Origin of the sequence: Micromonospora sp. CPCC 205558 (assembly GCF_036902955.1) — a bacterium.
Lineage (GTDB): Bacteria > Actinomycetota > Actinomycetes > Mycobacteriales > Micromonosporaceae > Micromonospora.
Map to the genome: position 1 here is coordinate 134,369 of NZ_JBAKHR010000012.1, position 17,536 is coordinate 151,904.

At 73.1% G+C, this 17,536-nt stretch carries 13 protein-coding genes; 7 read left to right on the forward strand and 6 right to left on the reverse strand.

Annotated features, from left to right (window positions below):
• Positions 1–237: 237 nt before the first annotated feature.
• The 3 genes from V6U86_RS16595 to V6U86_RS16605 all read right to left on the reverse strand — a co-directional run bounded on the left by V6U86_RS16595 (position 238) and on the right by V6U86_RS16605 (position 3,348).
• The gene (locus V6U86_RS16595; protein WP_334504161.1) at positions 238–1,299 is read right to left on the reverse strand and encodes a Gfo/Idh/MocA family oxidoreductase; all 1,062 of its coding nucleotides are present in this window, start codon (positions 1,297–1,299) and stop codon (positions 238–240) included.
• Positions 1,300–1,402: 103 nt separating this feature from the next.
• Positions 1,403–2,068 carry a response regulator transcription factor gene (locus V6U86_RS16600; protein WP_334504164.1) on the reverse strand — a complete coding sequence of 222 codons (666 nt, stop codon included), beginning with the start codon at positions 2,066–2,068 and terminating at the stop codon, positions 1,403–1,405.
• Positions 2,056–3,348, reverse strand: a complete 1,293-nt coding sequence (locus V6U86_RS16605) for a sensor histidine kinase (protein WP_334504166.1) — start codon at positions 3,346–3,348, stop codon at positions 2,056–2,058. The genes V6U86_RS16600 and V6U86_RS16605 overlap by 13 nt, the downstream gene beginning before the upstream one ends.
• 162 nt (positions 3,349–3,510) lie before the next feature.
• Between V6U86_RS16605 and V6U86_RS16610 the strand changes: the two genes are divergently transcribed.
• From V6U86_RS16610 to V6U86_RS16630, 5 genes are all read left to right on the forward strand, one after another.
• Positions 3,511–4,206, forward strand: a complete 696-nt coding sequence (locus V6U86_RS16610; protein WP_334504168.1) for an SDR family NAD(P)-dependent oxidoreductase — start codon at positions 3,511–3,513, stop codon at positions 4,204–4,206.
• Complete coding sequence (locus tag V6U86_RS16615) at positions 4,203–5,834, forward strand: MFS transporter (RefSeq protein ID WP_334504171.1); 1,632 nt, start codon at positions 4,203–4,205, stop codon at positions 5,832–5,834. The genes V6U86_RS16610 and V6U86_RS16615 overlap by 4 nt, the downstream gene beginning before the upstream one ends.
• A 76-nt stretch (positions 5,835–5,910) precedes the next feature.
• The gene (locus V6U86_RS16620) at positions 5,911–6,678 is read left to right on the forward strand and encodes a TetR/AcrR family transcriptional regulator (protein ID WP_334504173.1); all 768 of its coding nucleotides are present in this window, start codon (positions 5,911–5,913) and stop codon (positions 6,676–6,678) included.
• A gap of 132 nt (positions 6,679–6,810) precedes the next feature.
• Positions 6,811–8,013, forward strand: a complete 1,203-nt coding sequence (locus V6U86_RS16625; RefSeq protein ID WP_334504175.1) for a low temperature requirement protein A — start codon at positions 6,811–6,813, stop codon at positions 8,011–8,013.
• A gap of 8 nt (positions 8,014–8,021) precedes the next feature.
• The gene (locus V6U86_RS16630; protein ID WP_334504176.1) at positions 8,022–10,190 is read left to right on the forward strand and encodes a hypothetical protein; all 2,169 of its coding nucleotides are present in this window, start codon (positions 8,022–8,024) and stop codon (positions 10,188–10,190) included.
• A 90-nt stretch (positions 10,191–10,280) separates the two neighbouring features.
• On the opposite strand, the gene V6U86_RS16635 is transcribed toward V6U86_RS16630, so the two are convergent.
• The 3 genes from V6U86_RS16635 to V6U86_RS16645 form a co-directional block, all read right to left on the reverse strand.
• Positions 10,281–10,679, reverse strand: a complete 399-nt coding sequence (locus tag V6U86_RS16635; protein ID WP_334504178.1) for a hypothetical protein — start codon at positions 10,677–10,679, stop codon at positions 10,281–10,283.
• A complete protein-coding gene (locus V6U86_RS16640) occupies positions 10,676–11,122 on the reverse strand; it encodes a hypothetical protein (protein WP_334504181.1) in 447 nt (148 codons plus the stop codon). The genes V6U86_RS16635 and V6U86_RS16640 overlap by 4 nt, the downstream gene beginning before the upstream one ends.
• A gap of 368 nt (positions 11,123–11,490) precedes the next feature.
• On the reverse strand, positions 11,491–12,369 hold the full coding sequence (locus V6U86_RS16645) for an alpha/beta fold hydrolase (protein WP_334504183.1): 879 nt from the start codon (positions 12,367–12,369) through the stop codon (positions 11,491–11,493).
• Positions 12,370–12,507: 138 nt separating this feature from the next.
• Here V6U86_RS16645 and V6U86_RS16650 point away from each other — a divergent pair, with 138 nt between their 5' ends.
• Together V6U86_RS16650 and V6U86_RS16655 are read left to right on the forward strand one after the other, a co-directional pair.
• Positions 12,508–15,831: a BTAD domain-containing putative transcriptional regulator gene (locus V6U86_RS16650; RefSeq protein WP_334504185.1), complete on the forward strand. Its 3,324-nt coding sequence runs from the start codon at positions 12,508–12,510 to the stop codon at positions 15,829–15,831.
• 106 nt (positions 15,832–15,937) lie between these two features.
• Positions 15,938–17,512, forward strand: coding sequence for a Na+/H+ antiporter (locus V6U86_RS16655; protein ID WP_334504187.1), 1,575 nt, complete (start codon positions 15,938–15,940; stop codon positions 17,510–17,512).
• Positions 17,513–17,536: the final 24 nt, after the last annotated feature.

Genomic DNA, 17,536 nt, shown 5'->3' on the forward strand with positions numbered 1-17,536 from the left:
AGTACACCGGTTTCAGTGAGAAGTCCGCAGCAAAAAGGAGCGCGGCGCAGATGCGCGACGCGCGACAGATCAGCTCTCGGGAGGTCTCACAGGGTGTACAACGGCACGTCCTTGCCTAGACGACCTGGTTGCGCAGCACGGTATCGGCGCACGGCTGCGCCGCTCCACTGGTTTTCGGGTACGCCTCAGCAGCCGCCGGTGGCGGGCCGTGTCGACCGGTCGGGTGTCCGGCCCCGGTCAGGCGGTCGGGACCGGCAGTACCACGCCCTCGGCCGCCGACCGGTGCGCCAGCTCGATCAACTCGACAGTGTGGACCGAGTCCCGTGGGTCCACCGGCATCGGTGCGCCGTCGCGCAGCGCGGCAGCCACCTGGGCGTAGAAGCTCTGGTACGCGCCGGGCTCGGTCGGCACCGGCCGCAGGTCACCGTCGACGCCGAGCAGGCCGTAGCGGTCCGGCGGGACCTCGCCCCAGCCCGGCTGGTCCGGTCGGCCGCCGTCGTGCAGCGCCGCCTCCTGCACGTCCAGCCCGTAGCTGGTGTAGCCGGCCCGGTCGCCGAGCACCCGCAGGCGTGGCCCGAGTTGCGCGGTCACCGCGCCCATCCACAGGTGCGAGTGCACCCCGTTGGCGTGGGTCAACGCCACGAAGGCGTCGTCGTCGACGGCTGCGCCCGCGCGGCGACGGTCCACCTCCGCGTAGACGCGGTCGACCCGACCGAACAGCTGCACCGCCTGGTCGACGAGGTGCGCGCCGAGGTCGAAGAGGGCACCGCCGGCCTCCTCCGGGCCGGCGAGCTCCCGCCAGCCCGGCTTGATCGTCGGACGGAACCGCTCGAAGCGGGACTCGAAGCGCAGCACCTGCCCCAACTCGCCCTGCTCGATCAGGCGGCGGACGGTCAGGAAGTCACCGTCCCAGCGCCGGTTCTGGAAGACCGTCAGCGGCACCCCACGCTCGGCCGCCTCGTCGATCAGCGTGCGGCCTTCCGCCGCGGTCGGGGAGAGGGGCTTGTCGACGACGACCGGCAGGCCGGCGGCGAGCGCCGCGCGTGCCATCGGCACGTGCTGGCGGTTCGGCGTCGCCACCACCACCAGGTCCAGGGCATCCGGGGTACGCCACAACTCGTCGGCGTCGTCGACCAGGCGGGCGTCCGGGAAGTGCTGTGTCGCCTGCTCGCGCCGCTGCGGATCACGGGTCACGATGGCGTCGAGCCGTAGCCCGGGGGTCGCGGCGATCAGCGGCGCGTGGAACACCCGGCCCGCCAGCCCGTACCCCAGCAGACCAACCCGCAGCGCCTTCGCCATGCCGTGCCCCTTGTCTCCCTGGTCCGCGCCCTGATCCGGCGCCGGTACCGCTGGGGTGAATCTACGCCGGGGACGGCCGGAGCCGATCTCGGCCCGGTGCCGGTCAGCTCACCGGGTCGGCGCGCAGGTAGGTGAGGACCGCGAGGACCCGCCGGTTGGTGTCGTCGCTGGGCGGCAGGTCGAGCTTCAGCAGGATGTTGCCGACGTGCTTGCCGACCGCCGCCTCGCTGACGTGCAGGCGGCCGGCGATCGACGCGTTGGATCGCCCCTCGGCGAGCAGCGCCAACACCTCGCGTTCCCGGGCGGACAGCGCGGCGAGCGGGTCGCGGGGGCGGTGCAGAAGCTGCCGGACCACGTCCGGGTCGATGGCGGTGCCGCCGTCGGCGACCCGGCGCAACGTGTCGACGAACTCGGTGACCTCGGCGACCCGGTCCTTGAGCAGGTAGCCCACCCGTTGGCCGTCGCCGCTGTCCAGCAGCGCCGCCGCGTACCCGGTCTGCACGTACTGGCTGAGCACGACCACCGGGAGGTGAGGTCGCTCGGCGCGCAGCGCGACGGCCGCGCGCAGCCCGTCGTCGCGGCGGCCCGGCGGCATCCGGATGTCGGTCAGCACCAGGTCCGGTTGGTGTTCGCGGGCCGCCCGCAGCAGTTCCGGCGCGGAGCCGACGGCCGCGCAGACCGTGAAGTCGAAGCGGGTCAGCAGCGCGACCAGACCCTCGCGCAGGAGCACCTCGTCCTCGGCGAGCACCACCCGGGTCACCGACGACATGGCAGCTCCACCCGGACCACGGTAGGCCCGCCCGCTGGGCTGGACAGCAGCAGCCGGCCGTCCACGGCGGCGACCCGGTCGGCGAGCCCGGTCAGACCGGTGCCCCGGGCCGGGTCGGCGCCGCCGTGACCGTCGTCGGTCACCTCGACGACGAGGTCACCGCCGGCCCGGGTGAGGCGGACGTCGGCACGTGCCGCGTCGGCGTGCCGGGCGACGTTGCCCAGCGCCTCGGAGACCACGAAGTAGGCGGTGGTCTCCACGATCTCCGGCAGCTCGCCGTGCAGGTCGGCGTTCACGGTGACCGGGATGGTGGCGGCGTCGGCCAGCTCGCGTACCGCGCCGGCCAGACCGAGGTCGGTGAGGCTCTGCGGGCGGATGCCGTGCACCAACTGCCGCAGCATCACCATCAGACCCCGGGCCTGGTCGTGCGCCACGGCGAGGGGGCGGGAGGCGGGGGAGTCCTCGGGTACGTCCAGCCGGGCCAGCCCCAACTGCAGGGTGAGGCTGGTGAGTCGGGGCTGTGCGCCGTCGTGCAGGTCGCGCTCGATGCGCCGGCGTTCCGCCTCGTACGCGCCGACCAGTCGGGTGCGGGAGCGGGTGACCTCACGCAGCGCCGCCGCGTCCACCGGGTGGGCCAGCAGCCACCGGGCCACCGCCGCCTGAACGGCGGCGAGCAGGCCGACGGCGTACCAGAGCACCGGGATCAGCAGCACCCCCACGATCGCGTACGGAATGGCCTCGCCGGTGCTGTCGATCGGCTGCCAGATCACCACCGGCTGGTCGGCGTCGCCGGCCAGCCAGGGGCTGGAGATCATCCCGAGGTCGAGCAGCACCAGCACCAGGAACACCCAGTAGGCGACCGGAACGAACCCGCCCAGCCAGAACAGGTAACCCACCTCCCGCCAGGTGGCCGTGCCGCGGTAACGGGCGACCAGGCCCGGCCACGGCGACGAGGCCAGCGGACGACCGTCGACGAGCCCGACCCGCCAACGCTCGACGGCGGCCACCGGGAAGCTCACGAGCGGGGCCAACGCCAGCAGGACGAGGCTGCCGGTCGCCAGGAACAGCATCAGCGCGATGCTCGGCGGTCGGCCGTGCAGGCGGAGCGCGTTGACGGCGGCCAGCAGGGGCGCCCCGATGACGAGCAGCCCGATGCTGAGCAGGCCGGCGATCGGCACGGTGGTCACCAGGTAGGCCAGCGCGCGCCAGGGCCACGCGGAGAGCAGCCAGCGGCGGCGGCGCAGCGCCTCGGCCAGGTGCGGAGGGTGTTCCGTGGTCATGCAGCAGACGCTAATCGGGAGCGACGCGGTGCCCCAGCCGTCCAGATCCACTCTTCGGGGTAGGCCCAGCACTACCGACGAACGGGTGTGCGGGGTCCGGGAACGGGAAGAACGGGCCGTCACGCGGTCCGCGTGACCTGTGCTGGCGACGGCTGGAGAGACATGGGTGCCAGAACCTTCGTGGTGGTCGGCGGGACCAGCGGTCTCGGCCTCGCGGTGGCCCGACTGCTCGTCGACGAGCATCAGGTCGTGGTGTTCGGCAACGTGCCGGCCGAGGTCGCCGCCGCGACCGACGAGCTGGGTTGCGACGGCGCCGTCTGCGACATCGCCTCCTACGAGCAGGTCCGCGACTCCTTCGCCGAGGTGGTCGAGCGCTACGGCACGATCGACGGGGTGGCGGCCTGCGCCTCGATGTGGGCGGGCGGCGACCTGGGGGACCTGTCGGTGGAGCACATCCGCCGGGCCGTGGAGATCAACGTTCTGGGCATCACGTACCTGCTGCGGGAGGCGGTGCGGCACCTGCACCGGCAGGGCCACGGCAACGTCGTCTACATCGGCGCGCTGGCGCTGGCGGCGCCCCGGCCCGGCATCCCCGTCTATCGGGCCACCAAGAGCTACGGCAACAGCCTGGTCGACTCGCTGGCCGAGGCCCAGCACAGCAACCGGGTCAAGGTGATGCAGCTGCACCCCGGGCCGATGCCGACACGGCTACAGGAACGGGTGGGCGCCGAGTTCCTCGACGAGGTGTACGCCATGCCCGAACAGGTCGCCACCGAGGTCGTCCGGTTGCTGCTGCTCGAACCCGACGACCTCTACGTCTCCGGTGAGCGCGTGCTGCGCGCGGACGGGCGGTGGTGACGGCCGCAGCCGGACGCGCCGATCGCCCGGCCTCGGCGTGGGCGCCGCTGCGGACGGCGGTCTACCGCAACCTGTGGCTGGCCCTGCTCGCCGCCAACATCGGCACCTGGATGCAGACCGTCGGCGCGCAGTGGCTGCTGATCAACCACTCCAACGCCTCCACCCTGGTCGCGCTGGTGCAGACCGCCAGTCTGCTGCCGGTGCTGCTGCTGGCGTTGCCGGCCGGGGTGCTGGCGGACAGCTTCGACCGCCGGCACCTGCTGATCGCCGTGCAGCTGTTCCTGGTGGCGGTGGCGGTGGCGTTGACGCTGCTCACCCTGACCGATCGGATGCCGCCGGCGCTGCTGCTCACCCTCACCTTCGCGTTCGGGGTCGGGCAGGCGCTGACCCTGCCGGCCTGGGCGGCGGTGATCCCGGAGCTGGTGCCGCAGGAGCAACTGCGGTCGGCGTCCGCGCTCGGTTCGATCAGCGTGAACGTGGCGAGGGCCGTCGGGCCCGCGGTGGCCGGCGTGCTGATCGCCCGTACCGGCGTCGCCCCGGTCTTCGGCATCAACGCGGTCGCGTTCGGCATCTTCGCGTACGCGCTGTGGCGCTGGCAGCCCGGCAACGCCCGCGCGGTCGAGGTGCCCGAGCGGTTCACCGCGGCGTTGCGCGCCGGCAGCCGCTACGTTCGTCACTCGCCGACCGTCCGCCGGCTGTTGCGCCGTGCGCTGGTCTTCGTGATCCCGGCCAGCGCGTTGTGGGCGTTGCTGCCGTTGGTCGCGAGTCGTCGGCTGGGGCTGGGTTCCGGCGGGTACGGGGTGCTGCTGGCCGCCCTCGGCGTGGGGGCCATCGCGGGTGGCGTGCTGCTGGCCGTGATCCGCACCCGGCTGTCGGCCAATCAGCTCCTGCTGATCGCCGGGGCGCTGTTCACCGTGGCGCTGACCGTGGTCGGCACCGTGCGGGTGGTGCCGTTGGTGCTGCTCGCCCTGCTGCCCGCCGGGATGGCCTGGGTGACGGTGCTGGCAAACGTCAACGCCGAGATGCAGCTCTTCCTGCCCAGCTGGGTACGGGCCCGGGGTCTGGCCGTCTATCAGGTGTGCTTCGCCGGTGGGCAGGCGGTCGGCGCGCTGCTCTGGGGTGTGGTGGCAGAGATGGCCGGGTTGGCCTTCGCCTACCTGGCGGCGGCGGCGCTGATGCTGGTCGGCACCCTCACGAGTCGGATCTGGCCGTTGCCGGACCTGCGCTCGGTGAACCGGGAACCGGCGGCGTACTGGCCGCAGCTGCACCTGGCGCACGAACCGGACCCGGGGGTGGGGCCGGTGCTGGTGACGGTGCAGTACACCGTCGCACCGGAGCGGGCCCGACAGTTCCTGGCGGCGATGGACCTGGTGCGTGGCGCGCGGCAACGGACCGGCGCGATGCGCTGGGGGCTGTTCCGTCCGGCCGAGACGGTGGATCGGTTCGTCGAGGTGTATCTGGTGCCGTCCTGGGGTGAGCACCTGCGCCAGCACGGTGGCCGGTTGACCGGTGAGGACCGCGCGGCCGAGCAGCGGGCCCGGGAGCTGACCGACGGAGAACCGGAGGTGCGACACCTGGTGCCCGCCGCCGCCGGCCCGACGCTGTCGGACGACCGCGAGGCGCTCTGACGCACGCCCCGGCGCGACCGGGGGCATTCGGGAGCAGCCGTACGGCGTACGGCCGGGTTGTTAGGATGGTCGCACCATGGCGAGTGAGCGCAAGGCGACCGCGGACCCAGCCCGCAGCCTGGCCCTTCTCTGGCGCACCCGGGAGCCGACCAGCCGCAGTGCCGGTCCGGCGCTCAGCGTCGACCGGATCGTCCGGGTCGCGATCGACATCGCCGACGCCGAGGGTCTCGACGCGCTGACCATGCGCCGGGTCGGTGAGGCGCTGGGGGTCGGCACGATGTCGGTCTACACCTACGTGCCGGGCAAGGCCGAACTCGTCGCCGTCATGATCGACACCGCGTACGGCGAGATGCCGCGCCCCGCCGTCGAGGGCGACTGGCGCATTCGGCTGGAGCGGATCGCCCGCGACAATCTGGCGCTCTACCAGCGGCATCCCTGGATGCTGCGGGCCGAGACGACCCGACCGGTGCTCGGCCCGCAGCTGATGGCCAAGTACGACTACGAGCTGGCTGCGATCGTCGACATCGGGCTCACCGACGTCGAGGTCGACGCGGTGCTCACCCTCGTGCTGGGTCACGTGAAGAGCGCCGCGCGGGCCGCCTCCGAGGTGGTCGACCTGGAGCGCGAGACCGGCATGACCGACGGTCAGTGGTGGCAGTCGCACGCGCCCTGGCTGGAGACGTTCATGACGGCCGGCGCCTACCCGATCGCCTCCCGCGTCGGCAGCGCCGCGGGCCAGCAGCACGGCGCCGCGTACGGCCCGGAGTACGCGTTCGAGTTCGGTCTGCAACGCGTCCTCGACGGGATCTCGGTGGTGGTCGCCGAGCGGGCGGCCAACCGGTAGCCGCGACTCGACCCGGCGCCCTCGCCACCGGCCGCTGACCACGACGGCCCGGCTCGGCCGAACCCGCCCGGTCCCGGCCGTCCGGGTGGTACGACTGGGGTCGGTGGCGGCTGCGGCCGGGGAAGGGTGGCGATGGCGGGCAGGCTTCCGGGACGGCTGCTGCTTCGGCGGGAAAACCCGGGCCGGACGTCGTTCCTGGAGCTCTTCTTCGACCTGGCGTTCATCTTCGCGCTGACCCGGTTGTCCCGGACGCTGCTCGACGACCTCAGCCTCAACGGCGTCTTCCAGGTGTTGCTGATGTTGGCGGCGCTCTGGTGGGTGTGGTTCGTGACCGCCTGGTCGGCGGACTGGTTCGACCCCCGGGCCCCGCTGATCGTCACCCTGCTGCTCTGGGTGATGTTCGGCGGCCTGTTGATGGCCGCGGCCGTGCCCACCACGTTCGAGCGGCACGCCATGGTGTTCGCCGTCGTCTACGTGGCCATCCACCTGGGTCGGGCGGCGATCCTGATCCCCGCCCTGCGGGGGCACCCGCTCCTGGTCCGGAGCCTGCGGGTGGCGATCTGGTTCGCGATCTCCGGCGTGCTCTGGGTGGTCGGGGCGGCCGTGGCCCCGGCCCGGGAGGTGCTCTGGGCGCTGGCCCTCGTGCTGGAATACTCCCTGGCCCGACTGCGCTGGCCGTTTCCGGGCCTCGGACGCAGCACCTGGCCGGAACTCCGGGTGAACGGCAGACACCTGTCCGAGCGGTACCAACAGATCTTCATCATCGCCCTGGGCGAGCTGATCCTGGTCGCCAGCATCGCCTACAGCGAGTCCGGTCTGGATCGGGACAGCACGGTGGCCTTCGCCCTGGGGTTCGTGACCGCGGTGGCCCTGGCCCGGCTCTATCTGGTGCCCGCCGGCGCGCGGCTCGGCGCCAGGATCGAGGCGGAGGGCCCACCCGGCAGCAAGTTGACCCTGTTGGCGGGTTACCTGCACCTCGTCATGATCGCCGGAGTGCTGGCCACCTCGGTGGCCATGGAGATGACGATCGACGATCCGGGCGCACACGGCAGGAGGCAGGTGATGCTTGTCGTCGTCGGCCCCGCGCTGTTCCTGATCGCCCGGATCCTGCTGGCGGCGGTGGTCGACGGCAGCCGGCCCTGGGCCCGCCTGATCGGTGTGCCGGTCATCATCGTGGCTGGGCTGGCCACCGGGAAGCTTCCGCAACTGGTCAACAGTGCCGTCGTCGCCGGGGTGCTGCTGCTGATCGTCCTCTGCGACGCGATGCCGGGACTGTGGCGGTCGATCCGGCGGTCCGGCGAGAGCGACGCGCCCGACCAGCGGCGACACGGATAGCTGCCCCGATGCCTGAGGAAAGAGCACAGCACGGCGACGAGCCGCGACGACCCGACGTGGTGGAGTTGCGGGTGCACGGCGTGTCCGGGGCGGACCCGACGGTCATCCTCGACCGGGCGCAGGTCCGGCAGGTCGCCGGCGACGACAGCGGGGGCTTCCACCGCGCCGCCCGGTCGGACGACGCCGAACCGGACGGGGTGACGCTGGAGGCGTACCGCTGGGGTGACCTGCCCACGGGCACCGTCGGTCGGACCATCGCCATGGTCTTCCTGCTGCCGTTCATGCTCAGCAACGTGGCCGTGTGGATGCGCCCCACGAGCCGCTACCGCGCAGCCGGGGTCAACGTGCTGTGTCGGCTCCTCGCGCTCAACCTCACCGTGGTGTACATGGTGTCCGTCGCCGGGGTCGCCCTCGACCTGCTCGCCTGGCGGTGTCTCGGCGCGGCCCGCTGCCGCCCGCCCTTCGACATGACGGCCGGGCTCGACGGCCGGCAGGTCGGGCAGCGACTGGCCGTGCTGGCGCTCCTGCCGATCGCCGCCATCGCGGTCCTGCGCCTACTCGGCACCCGCCGGGCCGGCCCGACCGGCCAAGCGCTGTGGGCCATGGAGCCGTTGGTGCGCCGGCTGCGCGTGATCCATGTCGCCGCCGCGCTCGCCGTACTCGATCTCGTGCTGCTCACGGCCCGTCGCGCTGGCGGCGCGACGTTCGGGACGACGCTGCTGCTGGCGCTCAACGCGGCGGTTCTGCTGGCCTGCGTCGGCCTGCTCGCCGCTCCGGGGATGATCGACCGGGCCGCGACGACGCGAGCGGTCACCTGGGTTGCCCGCACGGTGGGCGTGGTGGCGGCCGGCCTGAGCGTGGCGACCCTCGTCATCGTGGCGGCCGACCGGCGCGGTTGGCCGCCGACGGCCGGGCTGCCCGGCTACGGCGGCATCGCGGGTGGCGCCCTGCTCGGCCAGATGGCCCTGCTGGTGCTGCTCAGCGGGGTGGTGCTGTCGCACCGCGGTCGGGTGGGCGGCCGGTCAGCGCTGCCCGGTGGCCTGGGCGCGGCGGTCCTTGCCACCATCGCGGTCGGCCTGGCCGGCGGGCTTTCCGCCGGCCTGTTCTACCAGACGGGGGAGTTGCTCGGCGGCTACCGCGATGACGGTGGGCCACCGTTGCCGTACCGCTGGACGCTGCTGGCCTTCTTCCTGCACTTCGTCGCGACGGCGCTGCTGTGCGGCGTGATGACCCTGGTGTCACGGCGGGGCCGGCAGCGGGCGGCGGCGGCGATCGTCGCCCGCGACTTCCCGGTGGTGCCGCCGGAGGCTGTCGGTCGGCTGCGGTTGGCGATGAAGACCGTCGCCCGGGCGAGATTCACCGAGTGGCTGGGTCTGCTGGCCACCACGTACGCGGCGCTCGCGGTGATCGGACTGACCACGAGTCTGGTGGGGGGCACCGGGCGCGAACCGGAGGAGTTGGCGCGGCGACTGCTCAGGCTGCCGACCGGAGTCGTCGAGATGGCACTCAACGGTGGCAGCTACCTCATCGCCGCGTTGCTGTTCACGCTGTTGGTGGGTGGCGTGTTCACCTATCGGACCGGGTGGTTTCGCCGGCACGTCGGCATCCTGTGGGACCTGGGCACCTTCTGGCCCCGGTCCGCGCACCCGTTCGCGCCGCCGACCTACGCCGACCGCGCGGTGCCGGAGTTGGCCGACCGGATCAGCCACCTGGCCGAGCGGCACGCCGGGGTGCTGCTCTGTGGGCACAGCCACGGGTCCGCGCTGCTCGCTCTCGCGCTGCTGCGGCTGCCCCCGCAGGTGTGTCGACGGGTCGCCCTGCTCACCTACGGGTCACCGCTGGACCGCCTGTACGCACGGCTCTTTTCGGCCTACCTCAACGAGGAGATGCTGCGTGAGCTGGGGGAGCGGGTCGAGTGGCGGTGGCTCAACCTCTGGCGGGACACCGACCCGGTCGGCGGCTGGATCTTCTCCGCGCACCGGCCCGGCGATCCGCCTCCGGACCCGGCCGATCCGGCGAGTCAGGTCGACCGGCGGTTGCGGGACCCAGCGGACCTGCTGCCGGCACCGGGGGAGCGGTCCGCGCCGCCGATACGGGGGCACCATCCGGGCGAGACCGACCCCGATTTCCGGGCGGCGGTGCACGACCTCATCGAACGCCTTCGTGCTGCTGGCTGAGCCGTGCCGGTCGCGGGGCGGCCATGCCCAGCCGTGCCGGTCGCGGGGCGGCCATGCCCAGCCGTGCCGGCCGCAGCGCCGTGCTGCCGGTCAACGGTCCATCTCGGGAATCCGGTCGGACTCCGCCACCGTCGCGCGGACCTTCCGCAGCGTGGCGTCCGGGGCACGGATGGCGGCACGCCAGCGGTCCAGTGTCCGAGTGAGCACCCGGACCACGAACTGCAACTGGTTGACCTGCTCGCGAAGGGTGCCCAGCTCGGACCGGGCGCTGAGCGCCTCGCCCTCCAACTGGGTGATCCGGGTCTGCAGCGGCTGCACGAGGGTGAGGGCGGCCTCGGTGAGCGTGTCGGCGGCGTCGGCCTTGAACTTGCCTCGCTGCACCACCACGGCGGCGATCGCGGCCAGGCCGGTGCCTCCGCCCAGGATGCCGAGCACGCTGAGCGCCACCTGTACCCAGTGCGGCGCGGCTGGCGCGGGTGCGGTTATCACGTGACACCTGTCCGCAACTGTTCGTAGGTCGCAGATTCGCAGACGCGGGCCAGGTGGCGCAGGTCGATGACGATCTGTGCGGCCCGCCAGAACGATCCAACGCTGACCGCCATCATGAACGAGATCGCGACGACGGAATTGCGTCCGGACACGACCAACACGGCTACCGCGTACATGCCGGTGATCGTGCCGAGCACCAGCACCGACGCGAGTTCGAGGCCGAGCCCGGTGGAGAGCCGGCCGGGCCACAGGATGCCCAGAAGTCCGACCACGCCCACCGCGATCTGCCCCAGCTCCCAGGCGATCAGGATGGGTGCCGGCATGGACACCTGAACGGATGTCGGACGGACGTTGAGGGTCAGTATCAGTACGCCGGAGAGGGCTGCCGCGACCAGGACAGCGATCTCGTACGGTCGGTGGCGGGCTAGAAGGCGAGCTCTCACGGCAACTCCTTGGTCCAGAACCGACGTCCGTCAGCGGCCGGCGGACCAGTGCCGTTGGGGTGGGTCGCGCCGTCGAACTGCGGTCCGCGCGGCAGGGCCCACTGGCTGCGTCGCCTGCTGACGTGGTTGGGCGAGAAGAGGGAGCGACCAGACGTCGTTGGCTGCCGATATCTGCCTGTGTATCACCGATGACCCGTTGTCGTCCACCTGGTGTAACGCCGCATTACCCCAGGTCAGGGCCCACTTCAGGCGCGTTCGGGTGGTGTCCGCGCGGGAAGTGCGGCGACCCGGTCACTTCGCCACCCCGCTGACTGCCAGTGTCGGATATCCGCCGAGGGTGACAGTGGTGTGACCGGGCCGCCGATCGATCAACGGGCGAGCAGGGCGCGCATCGCCCGGAGCACCTCGGCCGGGGCCTCTTCGGCCATGAAGTGTCCGCAGCTGACCGTCTGGTGGTCCAGATCCGGCGCCCAGGCCCGCCACACCGCCGCCGCGTCGTAGCCCAGCGCCGCGCCCCAGTCCTGCTGGAGCACCGTCACCGGCATCCGCAGTTGGTTGCCGGCAGCCCGGTCAGCGGCGTCGTGCGCCACGTCGATCCCGGCCGACGCCCGATAGTCGGCGACGATCGAGGGAACCGCGTCGCGGGACGCGCACAGGTACGCGGCCCGCACGTCCGCCGGCAGGGCCTCCGGGTCGCGGGTCCAGATGTCCAGGAAGTGACCGAAGAAGGCGTCCGGGCTGCCGGCGATCAGCTCTTCGGGCAGGCCCGGCGGCTGCGCCATCAGGTACAGGTGGAACGCGACCGCGGCGCTGGCGCCGTGCAGCACGTCCCACATGTCCAGGGTGGGTAGCACGTCGAGCAGGGCCAGCTGACTGATCGCCGCCGGATGATCGAGGCCGGACCGGAACGCGACCAGGGCACCCCGGTCGTGCCCGGCCAACGCGAACCGGTCGTGACCGAGCGCGCCGGCCAGCGCCACGATGTCGGCGGCCATGGTGCGCTTGGCGTACCCGGCGCCGTCGGTGTCGAGCGGCTTGTCGCTGTCGCCGTAGCCGCGAAGGTCGGGGCAGATGACCGTGTGGTCGGCGGCCAGGTCGGCCGCGACGTGCCGCCACATGAGGTGGGTCTGCGGAAAACCGTGCAACAGCACGATGGCCGGCCCGGAACCGCCCACTGCGGCGTTGAGCGCCACCCCGTCGGCGACGGTGACGCGTCGGTAGTCGAATCCGTTGATCCTGGGGTCCACGGGGAACCTTCCTGGTGAGCAGTGCCGGCGAGGGCTGCGGCCCGTCGCCGTCGTACCTCGTCGAGCCTGCCCGCCGGTGATCAGCAGCCGGTCAGCGTCGGATCAGTGCCGGCCGGGCCGCCCACCTAGGGTGGTGCCATGACCAGGCAGCTGTCGGCGCCCGTCGCGGTGACCTTCGGCGTACTCGGGCCGGTGACCGCCGCGACCGAGCATGGTCTGGTCCCCCTGCGGGGGCATCGGCAGCGCCTGGTGCTGGGCCGGCTGTTGATCGCCCACGGTCGGGTGGTGCCGGTGGAGCGTCTCGTCGACGACCTGTGGGACGTCGCACCGGACGGTGCGGTGGGCGCGATCCGGACCTTCGTCGCCGACCTGCGCCGGGCCCTCGAACCCGATCGACCACCCCGGCAGCCGCCCCGGATCCTGGTCACCGAGCCGCCCGGGTACGTGTTGAAGGCCGCCCCGGAAACGGTGGACGCCGGACGGTTCGAGGCTGCGGTCGGGGAGGCGGCCCGGCTGCTGGTGGTCGGACGTCCCGCGCCGGCCCTGGCCGCGCTGGACGCGGCGCTCGCACTCTGGCGCGGACCCGCGTACGCCGACTGTGCCAACGAGTCCTGGGCCGTCGCGGAGATCAACCGACTGAACGAGCTGCGGATGCTCGCCGTCGAGCGGCGGGCGGAGGCGCTCCTGGCGGTGGGCCGACCGGACGAGGCCGCCGCGGAGCTACCGGCGCACCTGGCCAGCTATCCGCTGCGCGAGGACGCCTGGCGACTGCTCGCGGTGGCCCGGTACCGCGCCGGCCGGCAGGGCGACGCGCTGGCCGCGCTGCGGGAGGCCCGCCACGTCCTGGTTACCGAGTTGGGCGTGGACCCGGGGCCCGAGCTGCGACAACTGGAAGCCGACATCCTGGCCCAGGCCCCGCACCTCACCCCACCCGTCGACCGGGCCGTCGCCCCCGGCCTCGGGGCACTCGTTCGACCCGTCGAGGCGGGGCAGCGCCCATTCGTCGGCCGCGACGCGGAGCTGGAGCGGCTGCGGCACGCCGCCGAGACCGCGTCCCGAGATGGCCAGCCGACGCTCGCCCTGCTCAGCGGCGACCCGGGCGCCGGCAAGACGGCCCTGGCGGAAGCACTGAGCCGGCGGCTCGCCGCCGAGGGCTGGACCACGGCGTGGGGACGCAGCCCGGAGTACGAGGGCGCTCCACCAGCGTGGCCCTGGACCCAGATCACCGACGCGCTCGCCGGGCCGGCTGCCCCCGTCGTCGCCGCCGACCCGGATGACGGCTCGGCGCACGGGTCGGCCGACCCCGCAACTGTGCGGTTTCGTCGGCACCGTGCGGTGGCGTCGCTGCTGTCGGCGGTCGCCGACCGGGGGCCGGTCCTCCTGGTCCTCGACGACCTGCACCGAGCCGACGGTGACACCCTGGACCTGTTGACCGCACTGCTCATCGGCCCGCAACCGGCCAGCGGGCCGGTGCTGATCCTCGGCACCTACCGGGCCACCGAGATCAGCCCGGAGTTGACCGCCACCCTGGCCCGCGCCGCCGGGCTGGAGCCGACCCGGGAGTACCTTGCCGGCCTGCCCGCGGCGGCGACCGGTGAGCTGGCCGGCGTCATCGTCGGCGCGGAGCTGGACCCGACCACCGCCCGGTCGATCCATAAGCGCAGCGGCGGTAACCCCTTCTTCGTCCGCGAACTGGCCCAGCTGTACGCGGCTGCGGGGGAGGCGGGGCTGGCCGCCGTGCCGCCCGGGGTACGCGATGTGATCCGGCACCGGTTGGCGCAGCTACCCGCCTCGACCCGTACCGTGCTGCGACAGGCCGCAGTGCTCGGCCGGGACCTCGACCCGGACGTGCTGGGCGTGTTGGCCGGTGACCCGACGGCAGCATTGGACGCCGTGGACCGCGCCCTGGCGGCCGGATTCCTCACCGAGCGGGAGCCCGACGGGCGGCTGCGCTTCACCCACATCCTGGTCCGCGACACGCTCTACGCCGACCTGTCCGCGCCGCGCCGCTCCTCGTGGCACGCGGCCGTCGCCGAGGTGCTGCGGCAGCGGGAACCCGTCGAGCCGGCGGCCCTCGCGTACCACCTGCTGCGCGCCGGTGGGCCGGTCGCGGCCGCTGAGGCGTCGAGGTACGCGCGGGTGGCGGCCGAGCGGGCCGAACGGGGCGGCAACCCCCACGAGGCGGCCCGGCTGTGGGGTCAGGCGATCGACGCGTACGACCGCGCCGGTGGGGTCGAGCCGCGTGGGCGGGTGACGGCGCTGCTCGGCCTGGGGCGGGCACTGGCGGTGACGGGCCGGTTGGCCGAGGCGCGGCGACGGCGAGCCGAGGCGATCGCCGCCGCCGAGTCCACCGGCGACCCCCTGCTGATCCAGGAGGCGCTGGCCGGCTTCGACGTGCCCGCCAGCTGGACGCGCAACGACGACGACCTGCTCTCCGGGCACATCGTCCGCGCGGCCGAGCACGCCCTGGCCGCGCTCGGCCCGACCCGCTCGGCGCAGCGCAGCCGGCTGCTGAGCACCCTCGCGCTGGAGTTGCGCGGCACCACCACCGATCGTGGCCGCCGTGCCGCCGACGAGGCCGAGACGATCGCCCGCAGCGTCGGCGATCCCAAGCTGGTGGCCTTCGCGCTCAACGCCCGCTTCATGCACGCCTTCCACCGCGTCGGGCTGGCCGACGCGCGGGCCCGGATCGGCGTCGACCTGGTCGACCTGGCCGTCCCGCACCACCTGGTGACCTTCGAGGTGCTCGGTCACCTCGTCCTGGTCCAGGCCAGCTGCGCGCTGGCCGACCGGCCCGCCGCCGACGCACACGCGCGCGCCGCCGACCGCCTCGCCGAACGCTACGAACTGCCGCTGGTCGGCGTCTTCACCCGGTGGTACGCCGCGCTGCGGCTGGCACTCGACGGCGACTCGGCCGCGGCGGCGCGGGCGTACGCCTCGGCTGCCGACCCTGCGAGCGCCGGCGGCATGCCGGGGCTGACCGAAGGGCTGCTCCCGCTGGCCCTGCTCGGCCTGCGGCTGGCCGACACGATCGGCGCCGACCGGCCGGGCACCGGCGCCGACCTGCTGATCACCGGCGCGGACGACTGGGCGGACCTGGACTGGGGTCCGCACGAACCGTGGGTCCGGCCGTTGCTGCTGCTCGCCGACGGCGAACGGAACGCCGCCGCGGCCGCACTGCGGACCATCCCCGAGGGACCGCACGATCTGCTGCGCGAGGTACGGCTCTGCCTCGTCGGTCGGGCGGCGCGCGTGCTCGGCGACCGGGCCACGATGACCCGGGTCCACGCCGAACTGCTGCCCGCCGCCGACGAGCTGGCCGCGGGCAGCGGGGTGCTCACCGTCGGCCCGGTGGCCGGGCACCTCGCCGACCTGGCCGCCGCGCTGGGTCGGGACGAGGAGGCGGCCGCGCACCGTCGTACGGCCCGGGCGGTGACCGCCCGCGCCCGTGCCACGGACTGAGCCGCACCCGCGACAACTTGCCGGTTTCGGCCGGAACCCACCGGTCGGTGCGGTCAGATGGAGCCACCGGCGCGTCGGCCGTCGGCCATGGTCCGAGGGGGTAGGCGTGGAGGCGCTCGTCCTGATCGTGGTGCTCGGTGCCACCGTCCTCGTCGGCACCACCCTTGGCGGTCGGTACCGGGTGGCCCCGCCGGTCCTGCTCATCGCGTTGGGCGTGCTGCTCGGGCTCACGCCGCCGCTGTCCGAGGTCACCCTGGAACCGGATCTGGTCCTGCTGATCTTCCTGCCGGCGATCCTGTACCGGGAGAGCCTCACCATCAGCCTGCGCGAGATCCGCGCCAACCTGCCGGTGATCGGGATGCTCGCCGTGGTGCTGGTGGTGCTCACCATGGTCACGGTGTCGTTCACCGCGCAGGCGTTCGGGGTGAACCCCGCCGCCGCCTGGGTGCTCGGCGCGGTCCTCGCGCCGACCGACGCCGCCGCGGTCACCGGCCTGGCCAAGCGGTTGCCCCGCAAGCTGCTCACCACCCTGCACGCGGAGAGCCTGGTCAACGACGGCACCGCGTTGGTGATCTTCGCGGTGGCGGTGGGTCTGCTCAGCCACAGCGCTGAGCCGGGCGTGCTCGGCATCGGCGAGGAGTTCGTCGGCGCCAGCGTCGGCGGGGTGGTCGCCGGTCTGCTGGTGGGGGCCGCCGTGGTGCTGATCCGCAAGCGGCTCGACGATCCGCTGCGTGAGGGCGCGCTCAGCGTGCTGACGCCGTTCGGCGCCTTCCTGCTCGCCGACTCGGTGCACGCCAGTGGTGTGTTGGCGGTGGTGGTCGCCGGCCTGGTCCTGGCCTACGCCGGCCCGCGGGTGATCCGCGCCCGGTCCCGGGTGCTGGCGTACGCGTTCTGGGACCTGTCCACCTTCCTGATCAACGGTGGATTGTTCGTCCTGCTCGGCACGCAGATTCCCCGCGCGGTGCGGGGCATCACCAGCACCTCGACCGGGCGGGCTCTGCTGATCGTGCTGGTGGTGACCCTGGTCGTGATCGGCACCCGGCTCTTCTTCGTCTACCTGACCGCGCAGTTCGCGAGGCTGCGACGGCGTCGCATCATGGACCCGAGCCAGGGGCCGTCGAGCTGGCGGGTGGGGACCGTCGCGGGCTGGTCCGGTTTCCGGGGTGCGGTATCGCTCGCCGCAGCCCTGGCCGTCCCGACGATGACGGTCGATGGTCGACCGGTTGTCGAACGCGATCTGATCATCTTCGTCACCGCGCTGGTGATCGTGCTGATCATGCTGTTCCAGGGCACCACCCTGCCGTTGGTGGTGCGCTGGGCCAGGCTGAGCGGCGACCCGGAACGCGTCGACGAGACCCGGCATGCCCGTCAGCGGGCCGCCGAGGCGGGCCTGGCCGCCCTCCCACAGGTCGCCGCCGAGGTCGGTGCCGAACAGGAGGCGGTCCGTCGGTTGCAGGCCGAGTACCAGCGGCATCTGGAGGACCTCAACGAGGGCGGTGCGAAGACCGCCGAGGAACGTCGGCTGGAGCGGCAGCTGCGCCTTCGCGTCCTCGCCTACAAGCGCCGCGAGGTCACCCGACTGCGCGACAACCGGGAAATCGACGACCTGGTGCTGCTGGAACTTCAGGAGGCGCTGGACAACGAGGAGATCCGGCTGCTGGGGCGCGGGCCGAACGAGTGACAGTCGGTTGCCGGTGCAACCGGC